The 24,153-nt window shown below is 53.7% G+C and carries 15 protein-coding genes; 4 read left to right on the top strand and 11 right to left on the bottom strand.

Going from position 1 to position 24,153, the window contains the following annotated elements; genetic code table 11:
* Positions 1-4 precede the first annotated feature (4 nt).
* The 3 genes from JFC11_RS08585 to JFC11_RS08575 are packed head-to-tail and all read right to left on the bottom strand — an operon-like array spanning position 5 to position 1,892.
* Positions 5-760 carry a fimbrial biogenesis chaperone gene (locus JFC11_RS08585; RefSeq protein ID WP_198349211.1) on the bottom strand — a complete coding sequence of 252 codons (756 nt, stop codon included), beginning with the start codon at positions 758-760 and terminating at the stop codon, positions 5-7.
* Between the two features lie 41 nt (positions 761-801).
* Positions 802-1,311, bottom strand: a complete 510-nt coding sequence (locus tag JFC11_RS08580; protein ID WP_167541180.1) for a Csu type fimbrial protein — start codon at positions 1,309-1,311, stop codon at positions 802-804.
* Between the two features lie 20 nt (positions 1,312-1,331).
* The gene (locus JFC11_RS08575; RefSeq protein WP_051626506.1) at positions 1,332-1,892 is read right to left on the bottom strand and encodes a Csu type fimbrial protein; all 561 of its coding nucleotides are present in this window, start codon (positions 1,890-1,892) and stop codon (positions 1,332-1,334) included.
* 487 nt (positions 1,893-2,379) lie between these two features.
* Between JFC11_RS08575 and gdhA the strand changes: the two genes are divergently transcribed.
* Entirely contained in the window at positions 2,380-3,732 is a 1,353-nt protein-coding gene (gene gdhA, locus JFC11_RS08570) for an NADP-specific glutamate dehydrogenase (RefSeq protein WP_038485870.1), read from the top strand.
* A gap of 128 nt (positions 3,733-3,860) precedes the next feature.
* The gene (rnk, locus tag JFC11_RS08565) at positions 3,861-4,274 is read left to right on the top strand and encodes a nucleoside diphosphate kinase regulator (protein ID WP_198349210.1); all 414 of its coding nucleotides are present in this window, start codon (positions 3,861-3,863) and stop codon (positions 4,272-4,274) included.
* Between the two features lie 160 nt (positions 4,275-4,434).
* Here the strand turns inward: rnk and JFC11_RS08560 are convergent, their stop codons facing one another.
* On the bottom strand, positions 4,435-5,112 hold the full coding sequence (locus JFC11_RS08560; RefSeq protein ID WP_038485865.1) for an IclR family transcriptional regulator: 678 nt from the start codon (positions 5,110-5,112) through the stop codon (positions 4,435-4,437).
* Between the two features lie 201 nt (positions 5,113-5,313).
* On the opposite strand from JFC11_RS08560, the gene JFC11_RS08555 reads away from it, so the two are divergent.
* Both JFC11_RS08555 and JFC11_RS08550 read left to right on the top strand, forming a co-directional pair.
* Positions 5,314-7,689, top strand: coding sequence for a cytochrome P450/oxidoreductase (locus JFC11_RS08555; protein ID WP_232482827.1), 2,376 nt, complete (start codon positions 5,314-5,316; stop codon positions 7,687-7,689).
* Positions 7,690-7,783: 94 nt separating this feature from the next.
* Positions 7,784-8,845 carry a TRAP transporter substrate-binding protein gene (locus JFC11_RS08550; RefSeq protein WP_198349209.1) on the top strand — a complete coding sequence of 354 codons (1,062 nt, stop codon included), beginning with the start codon at positions 7,784-7,786 and terminating at the stop codon, positions 8,843-8,845.
* A 41-nt stretch (positions 8,846-8,886) separates the two neighbouring features.
* Here the strand turns inward: JFC11_RS08550 and rfaH are convergent, their stop codons facing one another.
* From rfaH to JFC11_RS08515, 7 genes are read right to left on the bottom strand one after another with little or no spacing between them, the layout of a single operon-like run.
* Positions 8,887-9,408, bottom strand: coding sequence for a transcription/translation regulatory transformer protein RfaH (gene rfaH / locus JFC11_RS08545; protein WP_038485859.1), 522 nt, complete (start codon positions 9,406-9,408; stop codon positions 8,887-8,889).
* Positions 9,409-9,411: 3 nt separating this feature from the next.
* Positions 9,412-10,746, bottom strand: coding sequence for an aminotransferase class I/II-fold pyridoxal phosphate-dependent enzyme (locus tag JFC11_RS08540; protein ID WP_038485856.1), 1,335 nt, complete (start codon positions 10,744-10,746; stop codon positions 9,412-9,414).
* On the bottom strand, positions 10,743-18,056 hold the full coding sequence (locus JFC11_RS08535; RefSeq protein ID WP_198349208.1) for a type I polyketide synthase: 7,314 nt from the start codon (positions 18,054-18,056) through the stop codon (positions 10,743-10,745). Before JFC11_RS08535 ends, JFC11_RS08540 begins: the two co-directional genes overlap by 4 nt.
* Positions 18,053-19,711 carry an LTA synthase family protein gene (locus JFC11_RS08530; RefSeq protein WP_198349207.1) on the bottom strand — a complete coding sequence of 553 codons (1,659 nt, stop codon included), beginning with the start codon at positions 19,709-19,711 and terminating at the stop codon, positions 18,053-18,055. The genes JFC11_RS08535 and JFC11_RS08530 overlap by 4 nt, the downstream gene beginning before the upstream one ends.
* Position 19,712: 1 nt before the next feature.
* Positions 19,713-20,531: an SDR family NAD(P)-dependent oxidoreductase gene (locus JFC11_RS08525; protein ID WP_231657177.1), complete on the bottom strand. Its 819-nt coding sequence runs from the start codon at positions 20,529-20,531 to the stop codon at positions 19,713-19,715.
* A complete protein-coding gene (locus JFC11_RS08520; RefSeq protein WP_095603250.1) occupies positions 20,528-21,763 on the bottom strand; it encodes a capsule biosynthesis protein in 1,236 nt (411 codons plus the stop codon). The genes JFC11_RS08525 and JFC11_RS08520 overlap by 4 nt, the downstream gene beginning before the upstream one ends.
* A 1-nt stretch (position 21,764) precedes the next feature.
* Complete coding sequence (locus JFC11_RS08515) at positions 21,765-23,846, bottom strand: capsular polysaccharide biosynthesis protein (protein ID WP_198349206.1); 2,082 nt, start codon at positions 23,844-23,846, stop codon at positions 21,765-21,767.
* Positions 23,847-24,153: the final 307 nt, after the last annotated feature.

Genomic DNA, 24,153 nt, shown 5'->3' with positions numbered 1-24,153 from the left:
GCGCCTACTCGGCCGAAATGCGATGACTGACTCCCGAAATATGAGCGCGAAGCTCGCCAGTAGGTCTTATGTTTTGGGGTAGTGGCCAGCGTCGTACCTGCCTGGGCAGTACATAGCCAAGCAGCCCGTTGGTGACTTCGTTGCGCTGCCTTGGTTGCTCAAAGGTAACTTGGCTTAGGCGCACATGATGCTGACCCGCGTTGTGTATTTCTAGTTGCGACTGTCCCTCATGTGTTACGAGTCTCCAGGTTAGGCCGGGGTAGGGGATGTTACTGGAGGCGATACGTTCAGGGGGCAGTGCTCCTTCACCATAAACGAACAGGGGAAGAGAGTAGCGCATTTGTAATTGCACAGCGGCACGAGGCGAGCTTTCTCCTCCGCTATTAGGTGCTAGGGCCGGAATTTCGTCAACAATAATGCGATAGGCTTGCTCTTCGCCAATTGGTGAGGGTTCTTGGCGGATCAGGCGCACCATCTGGCGTTCCCCGGGAGCAATTGCCGTCATGGGTGGGCTACCCACAACGCTTTGTTGAGATTGGTAGTGATTTTCTCCTCCTACCTGAGACCAAGCAAAAATCCGCACCTGCATATTGACCGTTTCGCTACCTCTGTTTTCCAGCCAAAGTGCACTTGCCTGCTGGTGACTCTCAATAACAGGGTAAATGGGCCAAATCAACAGAGAGTTAGCTGATGAAGGGCCCGCAAGAAGGCTTAGCAGGATGAAAATACCAATGATGTGGCCGAAGCGCTTTTCCAGCATAGATGTTCTCCTAAATCGAGCTTGTGCCCTTCGCTGCGATGTCACCACTCCAGCGTTAGTACGAGTTCGTCGCGGTAACTATCTGCTGGGCGGTTGCCTGGCAGCGTTAACCTGCCCCAGATGGGGAGGGTAATATCATTAGGACTGGTCGTGGTGTCTAAGGTGATGGGCTGGTCAATACCAATCGCGTTCTGTGAAGCGGCATCCTGGTAGAGTTGGTAGGCCAGCGTTTCGCTGCCATTTTCCCGCTTGAGCTGTCGATCACCATCCGGCTGAAGTCCACCATCAATACGCATGCTTAATGAAATTCCTGGTGTACAACTGAGCGTAAAAGACCCAGAGGCAAGCAGCGATACATTACGCGTTTCCTGTGAAAGCGCTGAGGCGGTGCCAAAGGCTAGGCTTCCTAGTGCCCCAACCTGGGTGCCTGCCGGAGGAACTTCGTTATTGATTAGGCAGCCAGGCGTAATGGTAGCTGAAACCATGAACGTGTCGGTGGGAGAGGCCTGCGTTAGCCCCGCCACTATCATCATCGGGGCGATGAGTCTCAAGCGCCGAGCCATTCGAGAAGCTACCAGGACAGCTCAACATTCAGTGTGTCTTCGTAGGTGCCTGCAGGTAGGTTGCCAGGGTCGCCAAAGGCTCTTCCGTAAAGATCGATTGTCTGGGGAGTGCTGGCGAATGCGCTGAGTATGATGGTGTCGTTTACAGCCAGCGCCTCCGTTCGTGCTGTATCTGTGTACAAGGTGTAGCCGACAAATGCCGTTGCGGCAGTATCTTGCATGGCATGGGTAGCAGGTGAGGCTTGGTTATCATGAAGGCCGCTGAGCAGAGTGAAGGTGGGGGTTACTCCAGGTGAGCAGAGCACTGTAATACCACCTCCGCCAGCTACTTGGGCATCTGCCTGATCGAATAGGGCAGAGTGGGTGCCGAATGCCAAGCTGCCGAAGTCGACTGCAGCGCCTTCTTCCCCATTAACTGAACAAGCGTCTTCAAGAGTAATTGAAGCGTCGATGGTTCCGCTAACGGTCTGGGCTTCTAAAGTGGAGTTAGAGAAAGTGAGTGCGGCAATGACAGTGCTTAATCCAGTGATTCGAGAGTAGCTTGTGCGAGAGTAGTTTAAGGTCAGCATAATCAACTCCTTAGAGATTAATTGCTTATAGCGTTGCCCGCAGAAAAGAGCATTTTGCTTTATTACCTCAAGGTCTAACTCAAGACCTGTCTCAAGACCTGTCTCAAGAACTAAAATGCTCAGTAATATTTGTTAAAGTTCACGCCTATTTTTAAGTTAGCACGTAATACTAAAAAAGCACCGTTGGAGTATTAGGGAATTAAAAAAATGGATAGGCGGCATCAACTGTGTTTAAACACTTACTTAAACTGACTTCCAAGCAGCACTGTCGTTTATTTTTCGTTTATTTTTCGTTTATTTTTCGTTTATTAGTATTTATTAATTGCACCAAAACTGGGCGGAAAAGCTAGCACTTTAGTCTATTTCTGATGTGTTTCTGGCCTATACCGAACCTGCATAGGGTATGCATATATTCGTTGCCGCAGTTAAATACGTCATCGCTCTGGCCAGCAAATCGACGTTTTTAACTATAAAAGGGTGACTGTATATGCCTTATGTTCACGATACGCTGACACGTTTAGCGAAAAGTAGCCCTGCACAAACTGAGTTTTATCAAGCCACTGAGGAAGTGCTTGAGTGTCTTCGCCCATTGTTCGAGCGTGCGCCGCATTACCATCAGCACAGTATTATTGAGCGCATTGTTGAGCCGGAGCGTCAGGTTATGTTCCGGGTGAGCTGGGTGGATGATGCTGGTCGTGTACAAGTCAACAAAGGCTATCGCGTGCAATTTAATTCGGCGCTTGGCCCTTATAAAGGCGGTTTGCGTTTTCATCCCAGCGTGACGTCGGGCACCATTAAATTTTTAGGGTTTGAGCAAATCTTCAAAAATGCGTTAACGGGGTTGCCGATTGGCGGTGGTAAGGGCGGCGCTGACTTTGATCCAAAAGGGAAGTCTGACAACGAAATCATGCGTTTCTGTCAGGCATTTATGTCGGAGCTTTATCGTCATATTGGGCCGCATACCGATGTGCCCGCTGGGGATATTGGCGTTGGTGGACGAGAAATTGGTTATCTATTTGGTCAATATAAGCGTTTAACGGGCCGTTACGAGGGCGTGTTGACGGGGAAAGGCCTAAACTGGGGTGGTTCCCTCGGTCGCAAAGAGGCGACTGGCTACGGTGCGGTTTACTTTGCCGAGAACATGCTGGCAGCTAAAGGCGAAGCTTTGCGTGGTAAGACCTGCTTGGTATCTGGCGCGGGTAATGTGGCGATTTATACGATCGAGAAGCTCTATGAACTGGGTGCCAAGCCCGTTACCTGTAGTGATTCCAAGGGGACTATTCACGACCCTAGCGGTATCGATTTAGGCCTGCTAAAACAGTTAAAAGAAGTCCAGCGTGTATCGTTGGAAAGCTATCTGCATGAGCACCCGGAAGCTCACTATATTTCGGCTCGGGATTACCCGCAGGATGGTCACGCGGTTTGGCGTATTGAAGGCGAGGCAGCGTTCCCTTGTGCGACGCAAAACGAGCTGACCGAAGCCGATGCCAAAACGCTATTGGCGAATGGCGTTACCTGCGTGAGCGAGGGTGCTAATATGCCTTCCACCAAAGAGGCGGTAGATGTCTTTTTGGAGGCCAAAATTGCCTATGGGCCCGGCAAAGCAGCGAATGCAGGTGGCGTGGCGACGAGTCAGTTGGAGATGGCCCAGAACAGCAGTATGGAGCAGTGGCCGTTAGAGAAAGTTGACCAGAAGCTTAAACAGATTATGGCGGATATTCATCGTCAGTGTGCGGATACGGCAAGTGAGTTTGGTGAACCTGACAACCTTGTATTGGGTGCCAATATTGCGGGCTTCCGCAAAGTGGCCGATGCGATGATTGAGCAGGGCGTTATCTAATCGCTTTTATTAGCTAAACCACATACACTGTTGTGACACAGTCCTTTCCCTCTGGGGAAGGGCTGTTTTCGTTGGTGCGTTTTATGCTCACTAACATCACTATTGATTGCTTTCCAAGGAGAGTAGAGATGGCGCAGCGTCCTTCTATTATCATTAATCGTCTTGATGCTGAACGACTTCAGCGCCTGATTGATAATGCATCTGAAAAAGACATGATGGTGGCGGAGCTACTGGAAGAGGAGTTGGAGCGCGGAGAGGTGCTTGACCCTCAGGATATTCCTGAGGATGTGGTTAGTATGAACAGCCAGATACGCTTTACTGATCTGACCCGAGAGCGTCAGATGATTCGAACGTTGGTGTATCCTCATGCGCTTGAAAGCGTTGAGGATGGAATTTCGGTGATGGCACCAATAGGCGCGGCGTTAATTGGCTTGCGCGTGGGCGATGTCATTGAGTGGCCGCTACCCAACAACACCGAAGTACGCCTACGCATTGATGCGATTTTCTGGCAGCCCGAGCGGGAGAAGCAGTTCCATCGCTAAGTAAGTAGTGACAAGTAAGTAGTGACTACTCTCCGTCCTGGAGGGGAGTGTTTCATTAAAGCTTTCAAGTACGAACTGATGCCTAATGGCGAACGGGTCGCAAAGCGTGCCAGTTCGCCGTGTCTTTATCACGACTGTCCTTAAATTACTGGCCTTATCACTACTGTCCTATCAGCTCCGCTAGCTGTATCGCGGAAATCTTTACCTCGCGAATTGCTCGCTCACTATCCAGGTCATCCATCGCGACGACCCCAACACACGCTTCCATACCACTACGAGACTGGGTAGTCGGGATGTGCGTGGCTACGCCAACCGCGCCGCGTTGAAGCTGTCCCCGCGTAAGGCTATAGCCATCAGCGCGGGCTTGCTTGACCTCTGGGCTGTCCTCTTCCTTTGGTGCTCGTCCTGCCAGGATTGCGATACCAGCCGCGCCTTGTGTTAATGGATGGCGGCTGCCAACGCGATATCCCACACGCAGCATTCCTTCTTCAGGCTCAGCGACCAGCGTCACCATGCACTCTTCCCCTTGGGCTAGAGAAATAAACGCAGTCGCACGTGTTGCTTTGGCCAGGGTTTTTAACAATGGCAGGGCGACCGTATGGAGCTGAGGTTCAAAACGCGAAGCTAGCAAAGTAATGCCTGCGCCTAACCTAAGGGTGCCTCCCTGTGTGCGGGTAAGCAGGGCATGTGACTCGAGCGTAGCGACGATGCGGTAGGCGATAGTCCTGTGGACTTCAAGCTCCTCAGCAAGCTTAGCAATGCTGATACCTTCATTATGCTCGGAGACTATTTTTAAGGCGAGCAGGCCGCGATCAAGCGTTTGAAGCGTGGACGACATCAGTGGAGAACCTCGAACAGACGTTTGCGTATGGACAATGAAGGACCGACAAGTATGGCGCAGTACCTTGGGGCTGCAAACATGTATTGACGGTGCGCGACACTTCATCTATTTTTTGTTTCTATAATAGATAATTATTGTGCGTTAATAGAGACAAAAATAAAACAAACGTCTTGTCGAGCGTTCCCCCTTGGAGACATCATGACCACACCTGCACGCCAACCCGATAAAATGTCAGAAGGCTGTCCTTTTCATCAGCCAGCTTATGCAACTAGCCATGCAACTAGCCAAGCAACAGTGACATCACCAACGGGGTGCCCCGTCTCGCGTGATGCTGCTGCTTTTGATCCTTTCGGCGCGTCTTACCAGCTCGACCCCGCCGAGGCGCTACGCTGGTCTCGCGAGCAGGAGCCGGTGTTCTTTAGCCCTAAGCTTGGGTATTGGGTCGTGAGCCGCTATGAGGAGGTAAAAGCTGTTTTTCGTGACAATCTGACCTTTTCGCCCGCTATCGCGTTGGAGAAGCTGACGCCAGCGCCACCCGAAGCGGTAAAAATTCTCGAAAGCTACGGCTTTGCAATGCGTCGCACCATGGTCAATGAGGATGAGCCAGACCACATGGAGCGCCGCCGCCTACTGATGGATGCTTTCCTGCCTGAAAACCTCGAGAAGCATGAGGTATGGGTTCGCGAGTTAGCGCGTAGCTATATGGATCATTTCATCGATAAAGGCCGCGCGGATCTGGTGGAGGAGATGTTTCGGGAAATTCCCATGACTGTGGCGCTGCGCTTTCTGGGGGTGCCCAGCGAAGATGCCAAAGAACTTCGCAAATTCTCGGTCGCCCACACGCTCAACACCTGGGGCCGCCCCTCGCCAGAACAGCAGCTGAAGATTGCTGAAGACGTGGGACAATTCTGGCAAACGGCGCAGGCTATTCTCGATCGCATGCGTGAAGAGCCAACGGGTGAGGGGTGGATGTATGATTCGATTCGTATGCACAACCAGCACCCCGAGATTGTGCCTGAGAGTTACCTGCGCTCAATGATGATGGCGATTTTGGTAGCTGCCCATGAGACGACGGCTTTCGCCACCACGAATGCTTTCCGCATCCTGCTATCGAATCGTGCTTCTTGGAATGATATCTGTGAGAACCCGACGCTAATTCCCAGCGCCATTGAGGAGTGTCTCCGTGCCGCTGGCTCTGTGGTGGCTTGGCGCCGTATCGCTACTGAGGATGCTGACGTAGGGGGTGTGACGATCCCCAAAGGTGGCAAACTGTTGTTGGTACAGGCATCGGCTAACCGTGATTCACGACATTTTGAAAACCCTGACGAGTTTGATATATACCGCCATAACTCAGCAGAGCACTTCACCTTTGGTTATGGTGCGCATCAATGTATGGGTAAGAATATTGCCCGCATGGAAATGCGGATTATTCTAGATGAGTTTGTCCGCCGTTTACCCCATATACATCTCATCGAGGACCAAACGTTCGAGTATCTGCCCAATACGTCTTTCCGTGGACCAACCTCGCTTTGGGTGGAGTGGAATCCTGAGCAGAACCCAGAGCGTCGTAACCGTGCGGTGTTAGAGAACCCGACGCATTTCCATATTGGTGCGCCTATTAAAGAGGATATTGTGCGTCGGGTTGTAGTCGCTGAGGTGGAGCGTGAAGCCGAGGAAGTCGTTCGGGTCGATCTTGTCGATCCCTATGGCCGTGAGTTGCCGGACTGGTCACCTGGCTCACATATCGAGCTGGTCTCAGGCGAATGGCGGCGCTATTACTCGCTGTGTGGAAAGCGCAATGACCAGCATCGTTTGTCTATTGCTATTTTACGTGAGCCTACGGGGCGTGGCGGGTCATTATATTTCCATGAAATGATCAAACCAGGTGACGTGCTGCATATTGCTGGCCCAAAGAACCATTTTCACCTGGATGAGACGGCAGAACGCTATACCTTGATAGCCGGCGGTATTGGTATTACGCCGATTCTTACCATGGCGGATCAACTTAAGGCATTAGGCAAACCTTACACACTCCACTATTGCGGCGCCGGGCGGCAAACCATGGCCTTTTTGGAGCGCGTCGAGCGTGACCACAGCGAAGCGCTAACCGTTCATGCAAGCGATGAGGGCTGTCGGCTTGATATCTCGACCGCACTTAGTAACGTAGCCAAGGGTGACCAGGTCTACTGCTGTGGCCCTGAACGAATGTTAGAGGCGCTCGAGGTATTGGCGCAGAACTGGCCGGAAGGAACCTTACATGTTGAGCATTTTTCGGCTCGCTCAAACATCCTTGATCCTGAGCAAGAGCATGCCTTCGAGGTAGTGCTTAGCGACTCTAACGTGACACTTCAGGTCGGGAATGATCAGACCTTGCTTGAAGCACTGACGGCGTTTGGTGTGGATGTGCCCAGCGACTGCTGCGAAGGTTTGTGTGGTACCTGTGAAGTCGCTGTTGTCGAGGGGGATATTGATCACCGTGACGTGGTACTCAGCCGTGCTGAGCGGGCTGCCAGTGATCGTATGATGGCCTGCTGTTCGAGAGCTAAGGGGGATCGTCTTGTTCTCGCTCTCTAATGGCTAACAATTAATAATTAACAAGCAACAACTAACAACATTAAAACGCAGCACCTTGCACGCCAATCCTGTAATAAACGAGAGGAAATTAATAATGAAAAAACTCGCCACACTGACAACGCTTTCTGCCTTGGTGGCATTAGGCACTTTACAACATGCCGCCGCCGCGACTGAATTACAGATTAGTACTTGGGCGGGCCCTAATCACGGCGTTAACACTATTGTTTGGCCAACATGGGGGAGTTGGGTTGAGGAAGCTACCGAAGGGCGCGTCACTGTTAACGTTGTTCACGATATGGGGCCGCCAGGCTCGCAAATGGAATTAATCGCAGATGGCGTTGCCGACGTTACTTGGCTTTTTCATGGGTTAATGCCGGGGCGTTTCGAGCTGACCAAACTGCCCGAGCTACCCACGTTTGAGGATTTCTCGTCCGAGTCTGCGTCGGTGGCTTATTGGCGCACCCATAACGAGTTCCTAGCCGAGGCTAATGAACACCGAGGGGTTGAGGTGATTGGGGTTGGGGTACATGGGCCGGGTGCGCTTTATCTTACCGAAGAAATTGATAGCCTTGATGACCTAGACGGAAAGCGTGTTCGTATCGGTGGCGGCATTATGGCGGACATTTCGAATGCACTTGAGCTTACCGGCGTAGCACTACCCCCCGCTAGCACTTATGAGGCTGCTACACAGGGCGTTATTGACGGCGCAATGCTAACACTTGAAGGGCTCAAAAGTTTTCGTCTAGCGGAAGTGTTGCCCTACACCGTTCAGATGCCGGGTGGTTTTTATCGGGGGAGTTTCTCGCTGGTCATCAACCCTGATACATGGGCCTCGCTTTCTGAAGAAGATCGTGCGGCCATTGAAGACGTGTCGGGAGAAAGACTCTCTCGCTTGTTTGGCTACATGATGGACGTGGTGGATGAGCGTGGCGTCGAGTTTGCGCAACAGCAGGGCAATACGTTTGTGGACCTGCCGGCCGAAGAACTTGAGCGCTTCCAACAAATAGCCGCAGATCTTCCAAGTCAGTGGGAGGCCGGGGCTAAGGAGCGTGGCGTTAACGGTGAAGCCGCGCGCAGCTTCTTCCTGGAACAGCTCGACGTTGTAGATAGTGAAGAAGGATTGAGTGCTGAGGAAGTGGTTGACCAGAGCATGTAATGTATCCCTGTCCGAGGCGCTGTTTTGCCTCGGGCAACGGGTTATTTTTTCTGTAAGTTATCGACAGAGATCTCGACATCCTGTGGACGTTGTAGCACGTTAAGCAGCACAATGGCGCGCTCTTCGCCTTTGCAACGTTTGAAAACGGCTTCTAAATCTTTGAAGGGGCCGTCGGTGATCGTCACTTTTTCCCCTGCGCAGAAGTAGCTGTGGCTGCCTTCTTGATGATGCGGCTGTGCGCGAAGGGTATCTACCAGGGCATTTGGTACGGCGATGGGTGTGTTGCCAAAGGTGAGTAGGCGCAGCACGCCGCGGGTAGAGCGAATTGGCCGCCAGTTGCTGACGGTCTGATCCAGCCGAATAAACAGGTAGTAGGGGAAAAGTGGCTCGGTCACCAGGGTAAGTTTGCCTTGGCGCTTACGTTTAGCGTTAAGCACTGGATGGAACACCTCATAACCTTGGTTGGTGAGGTGTTCTGCGGCGCGAAATGATTCGCCGCCTTTGCATTGAATTACATACCAGCAGGGGGTAGCCCGCTCTGCTTGGGTTTCGAACTCCTCCATAAATCACCCTTTGGCGTTTGCGAGCAGTAGCGCGAGTGCATCCAGCGTTTGGTCAACATGGTCTTTCGTGTGTTCACAGGAAAGAAAAAAGCGTAGCCGAGCACTTTTTTCAGGAACCGCAGGATACAGAATAGGCTGCACGTTAATATGCTGTGCAAACAGCGCATGGGAGAGGTGTGCCGCGAGCGGCGAGCTACCCACAATAACGGGTACGACGGCAGAGCCAATGCTATGACCGGTGTCCATTCCCCTAGCTTGCGCCTGCTCCAGGAAGTAGTGCGAAATTGCCTGTAGCTGGGTAACGCGCTCGGTTTCCTGGGGCATTAATTCCAGTACTTTAAGCGATGGCGCGGCCACTTGAGCGGGCATGCCGACGCTGTAAAGAAAACCGGGTGCAAAGTAGCGCAGTGTTTCGACCAGCGCTTTATTGCCTGCGATATAGCCCCCGCAGCCTGATAGCGTTTTGCTCATAGTGCCCATCCATATATCAACATCGGTTGGGTCAATCGCAAAGTGCTCTCGTAAGCCTAGGCCAGTGTCACCCATGACGCCAAACGAATGCGCTTCATCGACCATCAGCCACGCCTGATGACGCTGCTTCAGTTCAATAAAGCGGGGTAGGTCGGGGATATCGCCATCCATGCTGTAAAGCCCTTCAATGACGACAAGAACGCGTTCAAATTGATGGCGATGGCGGCTTAACAGGGCGTCTAGCGCGGCGGGATCGTTATGGCTGAAAGATATACGCTTGGCGCCGGAAAGCTGTGCGCCGACTAACGAGCTGTTGTGGATGTACTCGTCGTGAAGCACAAGGTCTTTCGGGCCCAATAGATAGCCAAGGGTAGACACATTGGTTGCGTGACCGCTGACAAAAACAACCGCGTCTTCAACACCATAGATGTTGGCGATTGCTTGCTCTAGTTCACCGTGAATAGGTCGTTCACCCGAGACGACGCGACTGGCAGAGACGGAGGTGCCGTAGTGAGCCGCTGCGTCGGATGCCGCTTGAACAACCCGTGGGTCACCGGAGTAACCCAGGTAGTTGTAGCTGGCGAAATTAATGCACTCATGTCCATCAATCACGCTGGTAGCACCGGCGAGGCCGTCATGGACTTTAAAGAACGGGTCTATAAGCCCGAGCTGTTTAGCGCCCTGGCGCATCATGACTAGCTGCTGATAACCCGGGTGGGCATCAAATCGTGTAAAGCGCTCGGGAACAGTCCGAGTTGCCTCGGCGCCTGAGATAGCAGTGGCTTGGGTGCTGGTGGCACGGGGCGTTGGGCGCTTGCGTGCCTGTTCCAGCAGCTGTCGTTTCAGTTCAGAGCGCTTTACGGTCATGGTGTCTCGGTGGTAGATGTTGAAGCCGGCTCATTGTTGAGCCCGTCCGCCCCGTGGCGAGCGGCCAGAGAGGCTAACGCATCTTGTGGCGCTTCTTCAACATCATTGTCATGCTGATGTAATTTTTGAATCAGCACACCTGCCAGTTTGTTCAGCGTTGACGCTTCACTCAACACCATCACCGGTACTTGCACGTTCAGGCGGTTCTCGATGGCGGTCATCAATTCAACGCCCATGAGCGAATCAAACCCCATATCGTATACCGAACGGTTGATGTCGATTTTCTCTTCATCAATCAGCAGGATACTGGCTAGTTCTGCGCGCAGTAGGTCGGTAATGGTGCTATGCAGCTCTTCTGGCGAGAGGTCGGCCAGTAGCGCGCTGATATCGTCATCGTGGTCAACGCTGCCATCATCATCGCTGGTGCGGGCAATTTCGTTAAACCGTGGTGCCTGGGCAGTGGGCAAGAAACGCGCCAGTGCTCCCCATTCAAGCTCAAGAACACCAAGGCTTGGCCCAGGCGTCAGCAGCATTTGTTCGAGCACTTTGAGGGCATCATCAGAGCGCAGCGCAGAACCGCCTAAGCGCTCTTGCAATGCATCCCGTGTGCGCGTGTTGCGCGCCAGGAAACCGACATCTTCAATGGCCCCCCAGCGGACGCAGGTAGCAGCAAGACCAGCAGCGCGACGGCGGGCAGCAAAGGCTTCTAGCCAGTGGTTGGCGGCAACGTAATTGGCCTGTCCTGGGTTGCCAAATAGCGTGGTCGCCGAGGAGTAGAGCACAAAGAAGTCGAGTGGGATGTCCTGGGTGAGGGCATCCAGATGGCGGGCACCGTCAATCTTAGGAGCCAGCACCTTTTGAATACGCTCGGCATCTAAGTTACGAATCAAGCCGTCGTCGATCACTGTGGCGGCATGCACGATGCCACGCAGCGGGCTAAGTTCGCGTTGCACGCGCGCCATAACGCTTGCTAGCGCGTCGTAATCGGTAATATCACAGGCCGCAGCCAGTACTTTCACGCCTTGGGCTTCAAAGGTCGCGATAGCAGCTTGGGCTTCTTCGCTAGCGGGACCGCTGCGGCTTAGCAGGATAAGCTGACGTGCGCCTTTGCTGACTAACCATTGAGCCGTTTTTAGGCCAAAGCCACCCAAGCCACCGGTCACTAGATAGCTGGCGTCGGCTGCGAGTGTCATCGCGCCGGTGCCTAATAGCTCGTTACGCGGTGGAGCAATAGGCTGTTCGTAGGTGACCACCACTTTGCCGATCTGGCGTGCTTGCTGCATATAACGGAAGGCATCAATCACTTGGTTGTGACTGAACGCCGTGAACGGCAGCGGGCTGAGTGTGCCATCGTTAAATAGCGCCATCATTTCACCGAACAGGCGCTGGGTGAGGGCAGGCTGCACTTTCATCAACTGGTCGGAGTCGATGCCGAAGTAGCTTAAGTTGTTGCGGAACGGACGTAGGCCAATATGAGTGTTTTCATAGAAGTCCCGTTTACCTAACTCCAGGAAGCGACCAAACGGGCGCAATGCGCGGAGGTTTTGATTAATCGCTTCGCCTGCCAAGGAGTTCAGTACGACATCCACGCCTTCGCCTTGCGTGTCCTCTAGGATCTCTTCAGCAAACGTCAACGAGCGGGAGTCGTAAATGCGCTCTTCACCCATAAGGCGCAGGAAGTCGCGCTTCTCTTCAGAGCCAACGGTGGCGTAGATATCGGCGCCCAGCCACTGGGCAATTTGCAGCGCGGCGATACCCACACCGCCAGCGGCACCGTGAATCAGTACTTTCTCACCGGGCTCCAAGCGCGCTAGATGTTTTAGCGCGTAGTACACGGTGAAGAAAGTGGTCGGTATCGTCGCGGCAGCAGCAAAGCTGACGCCTTCCGGCAGGGGCGCGACGGCATTCTGGCTAGCAATGAGACGGTCGCTGAAGCTGGCGGGTCCAAAGCCCACGACCGCCTGACCGGGCGCAACGTGCTGAACATTGGCACCCACCGCGATAATCTCACCCGAGAACTCAAGCCCTAGAGTCGGGCCAGCGAAGCCATTTTCAATCGCTTCATCAGACAGTAAGCCAAGGGTGTACATGACATCGCGGAAGTTGAGACCGGTCGCTTTGACACGAATTTCTACCTCATCCGCGCCAAGTTCAGGCAGTGGGCGCGGCCGCCACTGCAGCTGACGCAATTGCCCTGGTAGGGAGAAGCCCAGCGTCATTGCCTGATGAGGCGCAGCGCTTGCCTGCTTGACCGGGTGAGGCGCGGGCAGGGTACGAAGGCGGGTAGCAAACCGCTCACCTTCAACCGTTATTACCAGCTCGTTTTCGCTATCTGGCGTAGCAAGCGACGCTGCAAAGGCGTTTAACGTCGCATCGCTGGGAACGTTTGGTAGATCGATCAGCGTGACGCTATGGCCAACCGCTTCATTGGCGAGCGAACGACCAAAGCCCCATAGCGCGGCGTCATCGCCTGTACTGGCAGCTTGGGTCGGTAGCCAAAGCGTGACACGGCTGCCTTGGCTTTCCAGCCCACTTGCTTCTAATGCCAGTGACCACTGCTGTGCCATGTAGCAGCGTTGGGTTTGAGCGGCGGTTGTACAGCCCTTAAGCCCACGCAGATCAATCACATTGAGTGCAGCAGGTACGTCTTCGCGTTCACCTAGCGCTATATTTAACAGTGCTTGCGGGGTTGCGTCGCTGACGGTTAGCCATGTATTGGCGGTGCCTAACCGCTCTGCAAGCTGGGCAGCAAGTGCTTCGTGCTCCGCGTCAGAGACAAGCAAATGATAGGCCTCTGCTGCCGTTTGCGTCAGCGAGTCATTGCTTGCTGCGTATTGGCCATGCAGTAGGTAAGCACCATTCTCTTCCAGCTCAACCGGCGGCGAAACGCTGAGGCCTTGTTGCGCTAACCACTCGACTAGGTTGTCTTGTTCCAGGGCGGTTTGGTCGATGCCGGGTGTCGCCAGTAAGTCATCAAGCCAACGGCTCGGGTGGACACCAATCACCATTACCTGAACGCCTGGCGCAAGCTGGCCTGGCAGCGCTTCAATCAACTGGCGGGTGCGTTCAGGCTGGGTCACGTCCACGCTGATAAACGCCAACTGGGCTTTCTCTGCAGGGCTAAGCGTCGGCAGTGAATCTTCCAGTGGCTGAATATCCATCAGCGGGAAACGTTCTTGAAGCTGTTCCGCCTGATGGCGAGCCGTGTCGCTGGTAGTGATGGCACGGTAATGGTGCGCATCTTTAGCAATAGCCGTATTCGCTAGCTGTTCGAGCAGTCGCTGGCCCAGAGCGGGAGTACAGGGACCTGCTTCTAACAACTGCAGCCGCTGACCGGTGGGCAGCGTGGCTAGCGTGGCTTCCATTAATGCGCCAAGCTCGGCGGCTAACACTTGCCAGCCGTTTTCGCCGATAAGGACGCGATTAATGCCTGCTAGGTGCTCAGTGGTAATGCCTAGGCTTTCAAGGGTGTCGTTGCCGCTGGACAATTGCTCACGGTGTAGCCCTAAGCGACCCACCATATGAATCGGGGCAAAATAGTCGGGGTAATCCTGCACCAGTAACTGCCAAATGGTTTCCGGTGCGAGCTGATCTTCACCACCGCTAATATTTACGCCAGCAAAGGCTTCGCTAAGGCTATCGAGCAGCGGTGATACTTCTTGGGCATAGCGTTGACCAGTACTGGCGGTAAACGCATCGCTTAGCCCAGCTAGCCGGGCGAGTGCACTGCCTGGCAGCGAAAGCGTCGCCGCGTTTAGCGGAGCAGGCGTTAACTCAACATCCAGGTAGCTAAAATGCTGGTGATGAGCGCGGTTTAAGCGAATCGCCTTGAAGCGGGTTTCACTAAGCACGGCCACGGCGTTACCGGCGGCGTCATACAGTTCGAAGTCGGCGGTGAAGGAGTGGGGCGCGCGCTTACCCATTACTGCTCGCGCCAGCACCGGGGCACCGGCTTCAGCGTTCACCTGGATGCGCCCAACACGAACTGGCACAAAGGCTAGCTGGGCTGCAAACTCGTTGTGTTGAGCTAGCAGCGGAATGAACATCTGAAAAGCACTATCCAAAATGCCCGGATGAACGTGCAGCGTATCGAGCTGCGACTGGACACTATCGGATAGGGTAATTTCACCAATGACGCTGTCGCCTTCAATCCAGCCACGGCTAATGGCTTGGAACGCAGGCCCGTAATGCAGTCCGATACGTTCGGCCATCTGCAAGTGCTCGGCCAGGGTATAGTCTGGCGCGCGGCTTGGCAGGCTTGGTGCTTTTCGGTTGAGCAAGAAGCCGCGGCTTTCGCGCATGCGGCGAGCAACGGCATTTAGCTGCCATTCGCTACCGGTGGCTGGCTCGCGGGAGTGGATGGCTAAGCGGCCGTCGTCTGGATCCAGCGTCAAGCGCATGGTGCGCCCATTGGGGCCATCCAGTAATAACGGAGCGCGAATCTCCAGCTCTTCAATGTCTAAAAGCGGTGTGTCTTTCTGCTGCAGGGCCGCTGCTAGCGTAAGCTCCACAAACCCCGCGCCCGGGAAGACTGCGCCTTCGCCAACGACGTGGTCGGCCAGCCATGGCTGGCGCTTGGTATCCAGCTGGCTTTCCCAGGTGTGATCCTGCTGCGCCAATGGGTAGCCAAGTAATGGGTGCTGATAATAGCGGGAAAGCAACCCTTGGCCATCGTTGGTGCCTTGCACCCAAAGTTGGGTGCGTTGCCAGGCGTAGTGTGGCAGCAGGACGCGCTGGCCTTCTACAGGGAAGAAGTGGTGGCTATCGAGGCTTAACCCGCTTAGCAACAATTGGCCGAGGCAGCGGGTTAAACCATCTGCGCCTGACTTATGCCGTTCAATGGTGCCTAGCACTAATCCGCTACGCTCTTGCTGGCGTAAGGAGTCGTTCAGATAGCGACGCAGGATGGGGTGCGCGCCGACTTCCACAAATACGTTGTAACCCTGCTCAATAAGCACCGTAGCGGCGTTGTCAAATAGGACGGGCTCACGAATATTGAGCCACCAGTAATGGGCATCCAGCTGTGTGCCTTCACTGATGGTGCCAGTAACGGTGGACACATAAGGAATCTGCGTGGTGCCTGGACGGATGTCAGCCAGGGCTTCCACGACGCCTGCTTTGATACTGTCCATGGCGGGGCTGTGGAAGGCGTAATCCAGTGGCAGGCGCTTTGCAAAGGTGCTCTGCTCGCTAAGGGCTGCCTCAATGGCGCTTAGTTGGTCACGATCACCTGCTAACGTAATGCCTTTGGGACTGTTAATGCCTGCCAGGCTAATGTTGCTAAATTCGGGTTTTTCAAGCCAGGGAGCGATCTCTTCCGCGCTGATAGCGACAGCCGTCATTTCCCCAAGACCACGGGTTTTGCCCTGGTAGAAACTGCGGTAATAAATAACTTTAACGGCGTCTTCTAACGTTAATGCGCCGGATGCCCAGGCGGCAGCAACTTCGCCAACGCTGTGGCCGAATACGGCGGTGGGCACGATACCCTTGGATTTAAGCCATTCGGTTAACGCGACCTGCAGTGCAAACAGGGCGGGTTGGGCGATTTCGGTGCGCTCAAAGCGACCTTCGCTGGACTCTTCCTGGTTACGGCCCGCAAGCTCGTCACGCAGTGAAAAATCACCATGCTTCTGGAACAGGGTATCCACACAATCAATGGCGTCGCTAAACACGGGGTCGCTGTCTAGCAGGTCGTGACCCATGGTTTCCCATTGGCAGCCGTTCCCGTCGTAAACAAACACTGGGCCTCGGGCGTTAGCTAAGCGCTCCAGTGTCACAACGCTGTTGGTTTCACCTTCAGCAAACTGGCTGAGCGCGCTGGCGGCGGCTTCCGATGTTTGGGCGAAACAGAGCGCGCCAAATGTGTGTTGTTCGCGGTGGCTGTTCAGCGTGTGGGCGGTATCATAGAAAGCATGGTCGCTTTCGCGTAGGAAATTAGCTAGGGCACGGGCATTAGCCGCCAGTGCTTCCTGGCTTCGTGCGCTAATACGAACGGGTAGCGCAGCATCGGGCACTTGGCGAGGTGCTGGTGCTTTTTCGGGGGCACTTTCCAGTATGACGTGAGCATTGGCGCCACCAAAACCAAAGGAGTTGACGCCAATGACCAAGCGGCCCTGTTTTTTGAGCGCTTGGGCTTTGGTGACCACGCTAATGTTCCACTCATCAAATTTGATGCGTGGATTAAGATTGCGTATGCCAATGGTGGCGGGCACTTCACGGTGCTGCAGGCTGTACAGCGCTTTAGCAAGCCCGGCAACGCCAGATGCCGTTTCTAAATGGCCGAGATTACTTTTCACTGAGCCAATCAGAAGCGGTGTTTTACGATGCTTACCAAGTGCTTCGCCGATAGCCCGGGTTTCAATGGGGTCGCCAACGGCGGTGCCGGTGCCGTGAGCCTCAAGGTAGTCGATCTCGTCCGGCGAAATGCCAGCCTGTTCGTAGGCGCGGCGCATTAATTCAATTTGGGCGCTGGGGTTGGGCACCGTAAGGCCAGATTTGTGGCCGTCAGTGTTAACTGCTGAGCCTGCTACCACGGCCAGGATATTATCGCCATCGGCCACGGCTTGATCATAATCTTTTAGCAAAAACAGCCCAGCACCTTCTGAGCGAACGTAACCATTACCGGCTTCATCGAAGACTTGGCAGCGGCCAGTGGGCGAGAGCATGCTGGCCTTAGAAAAAATAATAAAACCATAGGGGTGCAGGTGCAGGCTGATGCCACCTGCTAGCGCCATATTAGTTTCGCCGCTGCGTATCGATTGGCATGCCTGGTGGAATGCCACCATGGAAGATGAGCAGGCGGTATCCAGCGACATGCTGGGGCCATGTAGATCAAAGACGTAAGAGAGCCGGTTAGAGGCGATGCTTGATGTATTGCCTGTCGCGGTCGAGGCATCAATCGCCGACATGTCATCGGCAAGACGATAGGAATAATCAAGGCTGGCGACGCCAAGGAAAACGCCGCATTGGCTACCGCGCAGGGTGCTGGGCACGATGCCCGCGCTTTCCATGGCTTCCCAGGTAAGTTCTAACAGCATGCGCTGTTGCGGATCCATGTTCGCCGCTTCACGGGGCGAAATGCCAAAAAACTCTGCGTCGAATCCGCTTATATCGCCTAGGCTACCCGCGGCAAACGTGACGCTGGTGCCGGGATGGCGTTTGTCGGGATGCAAGAAAGCATCGTGGCTCCAACGGTCGGAGGCCACTTGGGTGACGAGGTCTTTTTCGGCTTGCAGGTCCTGCCAGAACGTTTCAGGTGTGGTGCCGGGGAAACGATGGGCGGCACCGATAATGGCAACGCGTTTAGTCATTCTTGCTCCTGAGGTTCTGGTTCTGCCTTGATCACATCGCTACTTATATCGCGTCCAAACGCCCGTTTAAATAGGTGGACGCCAAGTTCGTTTGCTTCCAGCATGTACGACGCGCGCTCAATTGGCGGCTGGTCGCACAAATTACGATCTACTTCCGTTGACCATATCATGTACGGGGTGCTGCTAGCAGGAGGCGAATAGTGCCTATATGCGGCAGGCAGTATGGGTACGTGGTCACCGTACCAGCCCAGCAGCCCTGGTCTTATAGCAGAGTTTAGCGCTGCTTTAACGCTTCCGAGCATTTTATCTGATTCACCTAAGTGGTGCAGGTAAACGGCCAAATCGCGTAAATGATGCGGTAGTGGCCACGGCGCTGCTGGCAATGTTGACGCTACTCTGGCCTTTTCCGGTGCTTCTAAGTGTAAAGGGCCGTGATTCTCCATGGTAATAACAAACACAAAGAGTGGCCTATTATCGTTATCTTCAAGCAGGCGTCCAACTCTACGTGCAACGGCTTGGTCACCAATATACTGACCATGCTTATCCTGGCTTTCGAATGCGCGAATGTCGATAAACGTCTCAAACCCTAGTTTGGGAATAACGCTGTCACGCATGTAGAAGGTAGCCGGGTAAGGGTGAACACAAACAGTTCGATAGCCTTGGGCTTTGAATGCACTGGCAATGCTGGGCAGTGTGTGGCGCGACAGCGTACGGTAAGGATTAAACTGGCGCGGTCCCCAGGTGTCAGGCGCTATGCCAGTTAAAACGGCGCATTCGGTGCGCACAGTGTTTGCGCCCCATGCGGGCACATTCAGCGCTCCCTGCACGACAGCTTCCTGGCAGGTAGCGTCATAATTCGGCAGTAAGTCAGCGGCAATCTCGCTACACCAGGGGCGAGGATCAAAAAACGATTCACTTTGTACCAGCACAACGTTTGGCTTTGCCGCATCGGCGTCTAGCTCAAAGCTATGTTGATCAAGTGACTGATGTTGAGCAAGTGGCTGATGTTGAGCAAGTGGCTGAAAGGGCGATGTCTCGGGTGTGGGCGGTTGTGAGCGCATCAGGGCAATGCCGTATGCCCACAGGCTTGAAAATAGTCCCAGTCGATCTAGGTCAATGTTAGGGGTCAGCGTGATAGGCGGCAGTTTTCGCCACCCCAGCCAAACGAGCAGCGCACCGATTGCTATCAGCATTAGGCTATTCGCTAGAAACGCAGTGCCGCCCCATTGGCGGACCAGTGATGGTTCAAAAACCAAAAAGCTACCAATGGCAACCGCACCGGCGCTGCTGGCAGCAATGGCGAGACCAATGCCGAAAAAAGGCACATACAGACGCGGGTGCAAAATAGCATCCCAGAAGTATTCAAAATCATGGCAAATAAAGGGTTCGTTCAACGTGCGTGATTTAGTATTGCTGGACTGCACGACCACGAGTTGCAGCGATAAGATGAAAACAACAGCAAACCAAGGGCGTTGCAGAAGCAGCATAAAGCCGCCAAACAACAGTAACCAGCTACCAAGGTGCAGCGTGTTTGCGGCTATGCCGCGTTTCCAAAGCGGTTGTGGGCGAGGGCTCAGCAGTGCCTCGAACAGCACACTACCTAACAAGCCTACTAAAAGTGGGCTAATAAATGTGGATGATAGAAAGAACTCCACGCTACGCGCCCCCGGTATGATTAAAGCCAAGGCGTTTGATGAGCCATTGAGAAATGCCCGCCGGTAGCACGGCTAGCCACCAAGTACCGAAATTCAGCGGGAAGGGAAAACTGATGCGGGCGCGGTTAGCGGTGATACCACGTTGTATGGCGTTGGCGGCCCGCTCTGGCGGCCATTCCCAAGGCTTGGGGCCAGGCATGGCATTGCACATGGCGGAAGTGACGTAGCCAGGCATTACCACGGTCACACCAATGCCATGGGGTTCGAGTAAGCCTCTTAGGCCTTCTCCATAGGCTTTGATGCCCGCTTTGCTGGCGCTGTAGCTTGGCGTTGTCGGTAGGCCGTGCCAGCCCGCCAACGAGCTAATAAATACCAATTGACCGCTGCCGCGTGCTTGCATGGCAGGAACCAGACGCTGGGCCATTGCAATGGGGGCTTTCAAGTTGACATCGAGTAGCGCTTGAACCTCGTCCCACGGTTCTAGCGTGCTTGCGCTTGGATGAGTATTAATGCCCGCGTTGGCAATCACAATATCTGGAACGTGCTCGGCACATAGCGCATCAAGCCATGCGTTGAGTTCGCTTTCGTCGGTCAAGCTGGCTGATGATAGCGACACCTGTGCGCCTTTTTCTCGACACGCCATCGCCAACCCTTCAAGCGCCTGCTGGTTGCGGCCATGTAGCACCAAGTGCGTTGTAGGGGCTGCATAAGCAAGGGCTAGCGCCCCGCCTATTGCACCGGTGGCACCGGTAATCAATACGCAGCGGGGGGCATTAGAAGAGAAAGAGGTCGTTACATCAACGTTCACACCAACGCTCACAGCAACGTCTCCAGTGGTGAAGGGCAAGCTTCTAGTATACCCGCTGCATTGTTCACCGCTAAATCGATACTGGGTTGGCAGTAAAAACCACCATTAATTTGCGTCGTGTACATCACTGTGTTGCGAAAATAGCCAAAGAGCGCTTGGCTAGGCAGCGGCGGTTGGTGCCAAAACTCGTCTAGAGAGCCTTCGTAGGTGAGGCCCGCTAAATTGTAGATGGGGTCGCTGAGCGCAAAGGTAGGGCACTGTTTTTCAAGGGAAACAATGCCGACCGTGCTGTTTACTGTGACGGTGCCCGTGGCGTGTTTCAGCAATGGATTGAGATTGCCTGACTCCAGGTAAACGATGCGCCCATGTAGGCCGTAAAAATCTTCCAGCCTTTTAATGATGTTCGGGTAATTAACCAGCCCCATATCCAGCGGGTGATTTTTTATACACAGCAGCGCATCACTAGGGGCATGTAGCGCAAATGATCCCATCACGTGATCCATCACCTCTTCCATATTGGCATAAGGTGAGTGGTCGCGAATCTGCGCATCGGTGTTGAGCTGCAGCGGCAACATAAAATAAGGCTTTCCGCCTTCTATAAGATTTTTAATCCGCGCTGCATCGCGCTTTTTCCAGTATCGAAGTAAGGTAAAGCGTTTGGCGTAGCCCGCATACTCCACCGGCGCAGTGATGGGTGCATGGTTACGATAGTGGGGAGCCACCAGGGGATTCGCTAACCCCGCTAGGTGATAGCACATGTCGTGAGCGGCACGGATTTTAAAAGACGAGCGAAAGCGAACCGGTGCAGGGAGTTTGGGCAACGCTTTGCCAGTTTCAAAAAACCACTTGGGGTCTCTGGGCAGCAGCGAGTGACCATTAACACCCTCGCGCTCAAGGGTGACCCAGAAAGGGCGAAAGTAGCCTTCTTCAAAGACGTGGGTGCGAATGCCAGCCGCGGATGCTAAGTCAACCGCGGGGCGGTGAATCGGACGCCGGTCACCAAACAGCACCTGATCGGTAATGTCGTAACGTTGCCACAACGACTGGATATAAGCCGGTAGCTCGCTTAGCGGGCCGCGAAACAAATGGTTCTGGCTGTGGGTGCGCTGCCAGTAGACGATATCGCCAGCGTTGAAGTTAACCTTTACCACGCGGTGACCATCGTCGGTTAGCCGACGGGCGAGACGCTGGTAAAAGGGCGAGCAGACGCCTTGGAGAAATAAGAATGCACGCTTTTGCTTCAACTTAATGACTTCCAATGAATAAGTTACGATAGGAGCGATATAGCCGCTGTTTCCATGTAAGCATGTGTTTTTGAGATTTAACTTGTTCTAATTTAGCCTGTTCCAACAGGCTGACTACCGTTTCAGCATTACACAGCTGCCGAGAGCCAGGATCGACATAGTTTGGGTATAGCAGCAGTGTTCCTGCGACTAGCGCATCCAGCGTCAGCGCTCGGTTGCGTCGCGGGCAGTGCATGGCATCCTGGGTTAACCCCCAGCCAGCGTAAAACGGAAGACCATAGGTACACACTTGGCGTCGACGAAGTAGCGCTTCAAAGCCAGTGAGCGAGCTCATGGTATGCACTGCATCAACGCGTGCTAATAATACGGTGATATCGATATGACTAGCGTCGAGATCATACAGGCGTTTGGCGTTGGTATCGAGTGCTCCGATACGCGCACCGGTAATCACGTCAGGGTGGGCTTTGTAAACAATAAAAGCATCGGGGTTGGTGTCCCGTACGGCGTTTAACAGCGCACTGTTAGTACTTATTTCTGGCGAACCTGTGGCAATGGACGCATCGCTTTCTACCTGACCAGGCACCAAAATAATGTGCTTGTTAGCGGGTAATTCAATGGCTTCTTTGCCCGGTACATTATATTTGGAAAGCTTCAATGCGACCAACCGTTCGCGCAGTTGTGCCGCTCGCTCTAGTAAGTCATCGCTGAAATCGGCGGTATTCAGCAACGTTTCTAGCTCGCTGGGCTGGCTGGGGTCGTAGTATATGCCCTGGCGATCAATGACCAAAGAGAGTGGCTGGGTGAGGTCTACCCCAAGGCCTACGGAGCGTATAAAGCCGTCTTCCATTCGCCATAATGCCGCTATATGGTCACGGTGGCGGGCTTTAAAATCATCGTTAATACGGCTGGACCACACCAGCAGATTGGGTTTTTCAACATCCGCTGAGAAAGCGGCTGGCAGCTCTTTTTGATAACCAACCTTTGCCGCGGGGCCAAGAAAATGGCCAATGAAGCGCTTCTTCCATGAAGAGAAGCCACAGGCTAACCACTCACCACGCAGGCGCTCTTGCTGGCGCTTTTGGTCGGCAATCAGGGCAATCGTTTCTTCCAGCGTCGCAGCCTTGCCCGTATAGGGGTTGGCGTATCGGGTGTAACGAAGATAGGCGGCGGCAAATACCTCTTCTAAGCGCCGAGAGACTCTTCTACGTGTACAGCTGAGCTGATCCTGCGTTAATCCCCATCCTGCATAGAAGGGCAGGCCAAAGCAGTGTACTTTCTTACCTGCCATCAGGGCTTCGAAACCTAACTGGCTGGTGACGACATAAACGGTTTTAACTCGGTCAAACAGTGCCCAGGGGTTAATGTTATCGCTGATGATATGGCAACGCGGGTGATCGTGAGCGTCTGCTAGATGCCCCTGCTTTTTACCTGCGATAACGTCAGGATGTACTTTAATAAAAATATCGGCATCAGGATGGTTGTTTATAGCGCACGCTAACATTTGCCGAAAACTGTCTGCGTTAGCGCCGCCATAGTGAATAGAGGCATCGCCTGCCGTTTGATCCACGACTAATACATGATTAGTCCCAGATACAGTGCCAGTCCCAAATACGGTGTCAGTTCCAACATTGTCAGTTCCAGCAACGAGGAACGAGTAATCAGGCGCGTGGTTGTATTTCGATAAGCGATAACGCGATAGTTGCTCAATGCAGCGCGTGGCTTGGGCAAGCTCCTCGGCGTCGAACGTGGCATGATTGAGCCAGTTTTCTAAATCACTAGGTCGAGAGGCGTCATAATAGATGCCCGTGTAATCGACGACCATGCTATGAGGCTGATAGCCTTCGACGCCTAGTCCTAAAGAACGAAGAAAGCCATCCTCAAGAGCGACATACGGTAGGCCATGACGAGCGGCATAATTTCGCGCGCCATCACTTGTGGACTTAAGCCCCCAGCCAATAACCGCATTCGGTTTCGAGCTCAGTGGCCTAATGCGTGAAAAATGCGAGTATTCAGGCAAAAAAGAAGCAAGCGCGTTGATCTTGGTAATACCGGGAGATGTATAGCCTGCTATTAGTTTTGCCATGAAAGAGCCGAATTAGTGTCAAAAACAAGCGGAAATATAAACGCAAATAATTAAAGCGGCGAACATACGTGAAAAGGTCTAGCTTATCAATTAAGCCTAAAGTGGTCTTACGGTAAGAGGGCTCCTTGTTACATAATGATACATATCAACAGTATAACCACGTTGAATTTCACCAACGCGCACTTCTTCCCCTATTTTGGTAAGTTGTCGGTTTATAACGCGATTGGGACAGGCTCATTGGACGCAAAGGTAGCAAACGTTAATAAGAAGGTGGTGATTGGTGCGTCAGGCTCCTGCCTGCAAAAGA

The organism is Vreelandella alkaliphila (assembly GCF_016107625.1).
Classification (GTDB): domain Bacteria; phylum Pseudomonadota; class Gammaproteobacteria; order Pseudomonadales; family Halomonadaceae; genus Vreelandella; species Vreelandella alkaliphila.
Note: the sequence above shows the minus strand (reverse complement) of the source record. Positions and strands in the feature narration are given on the sequence as shown.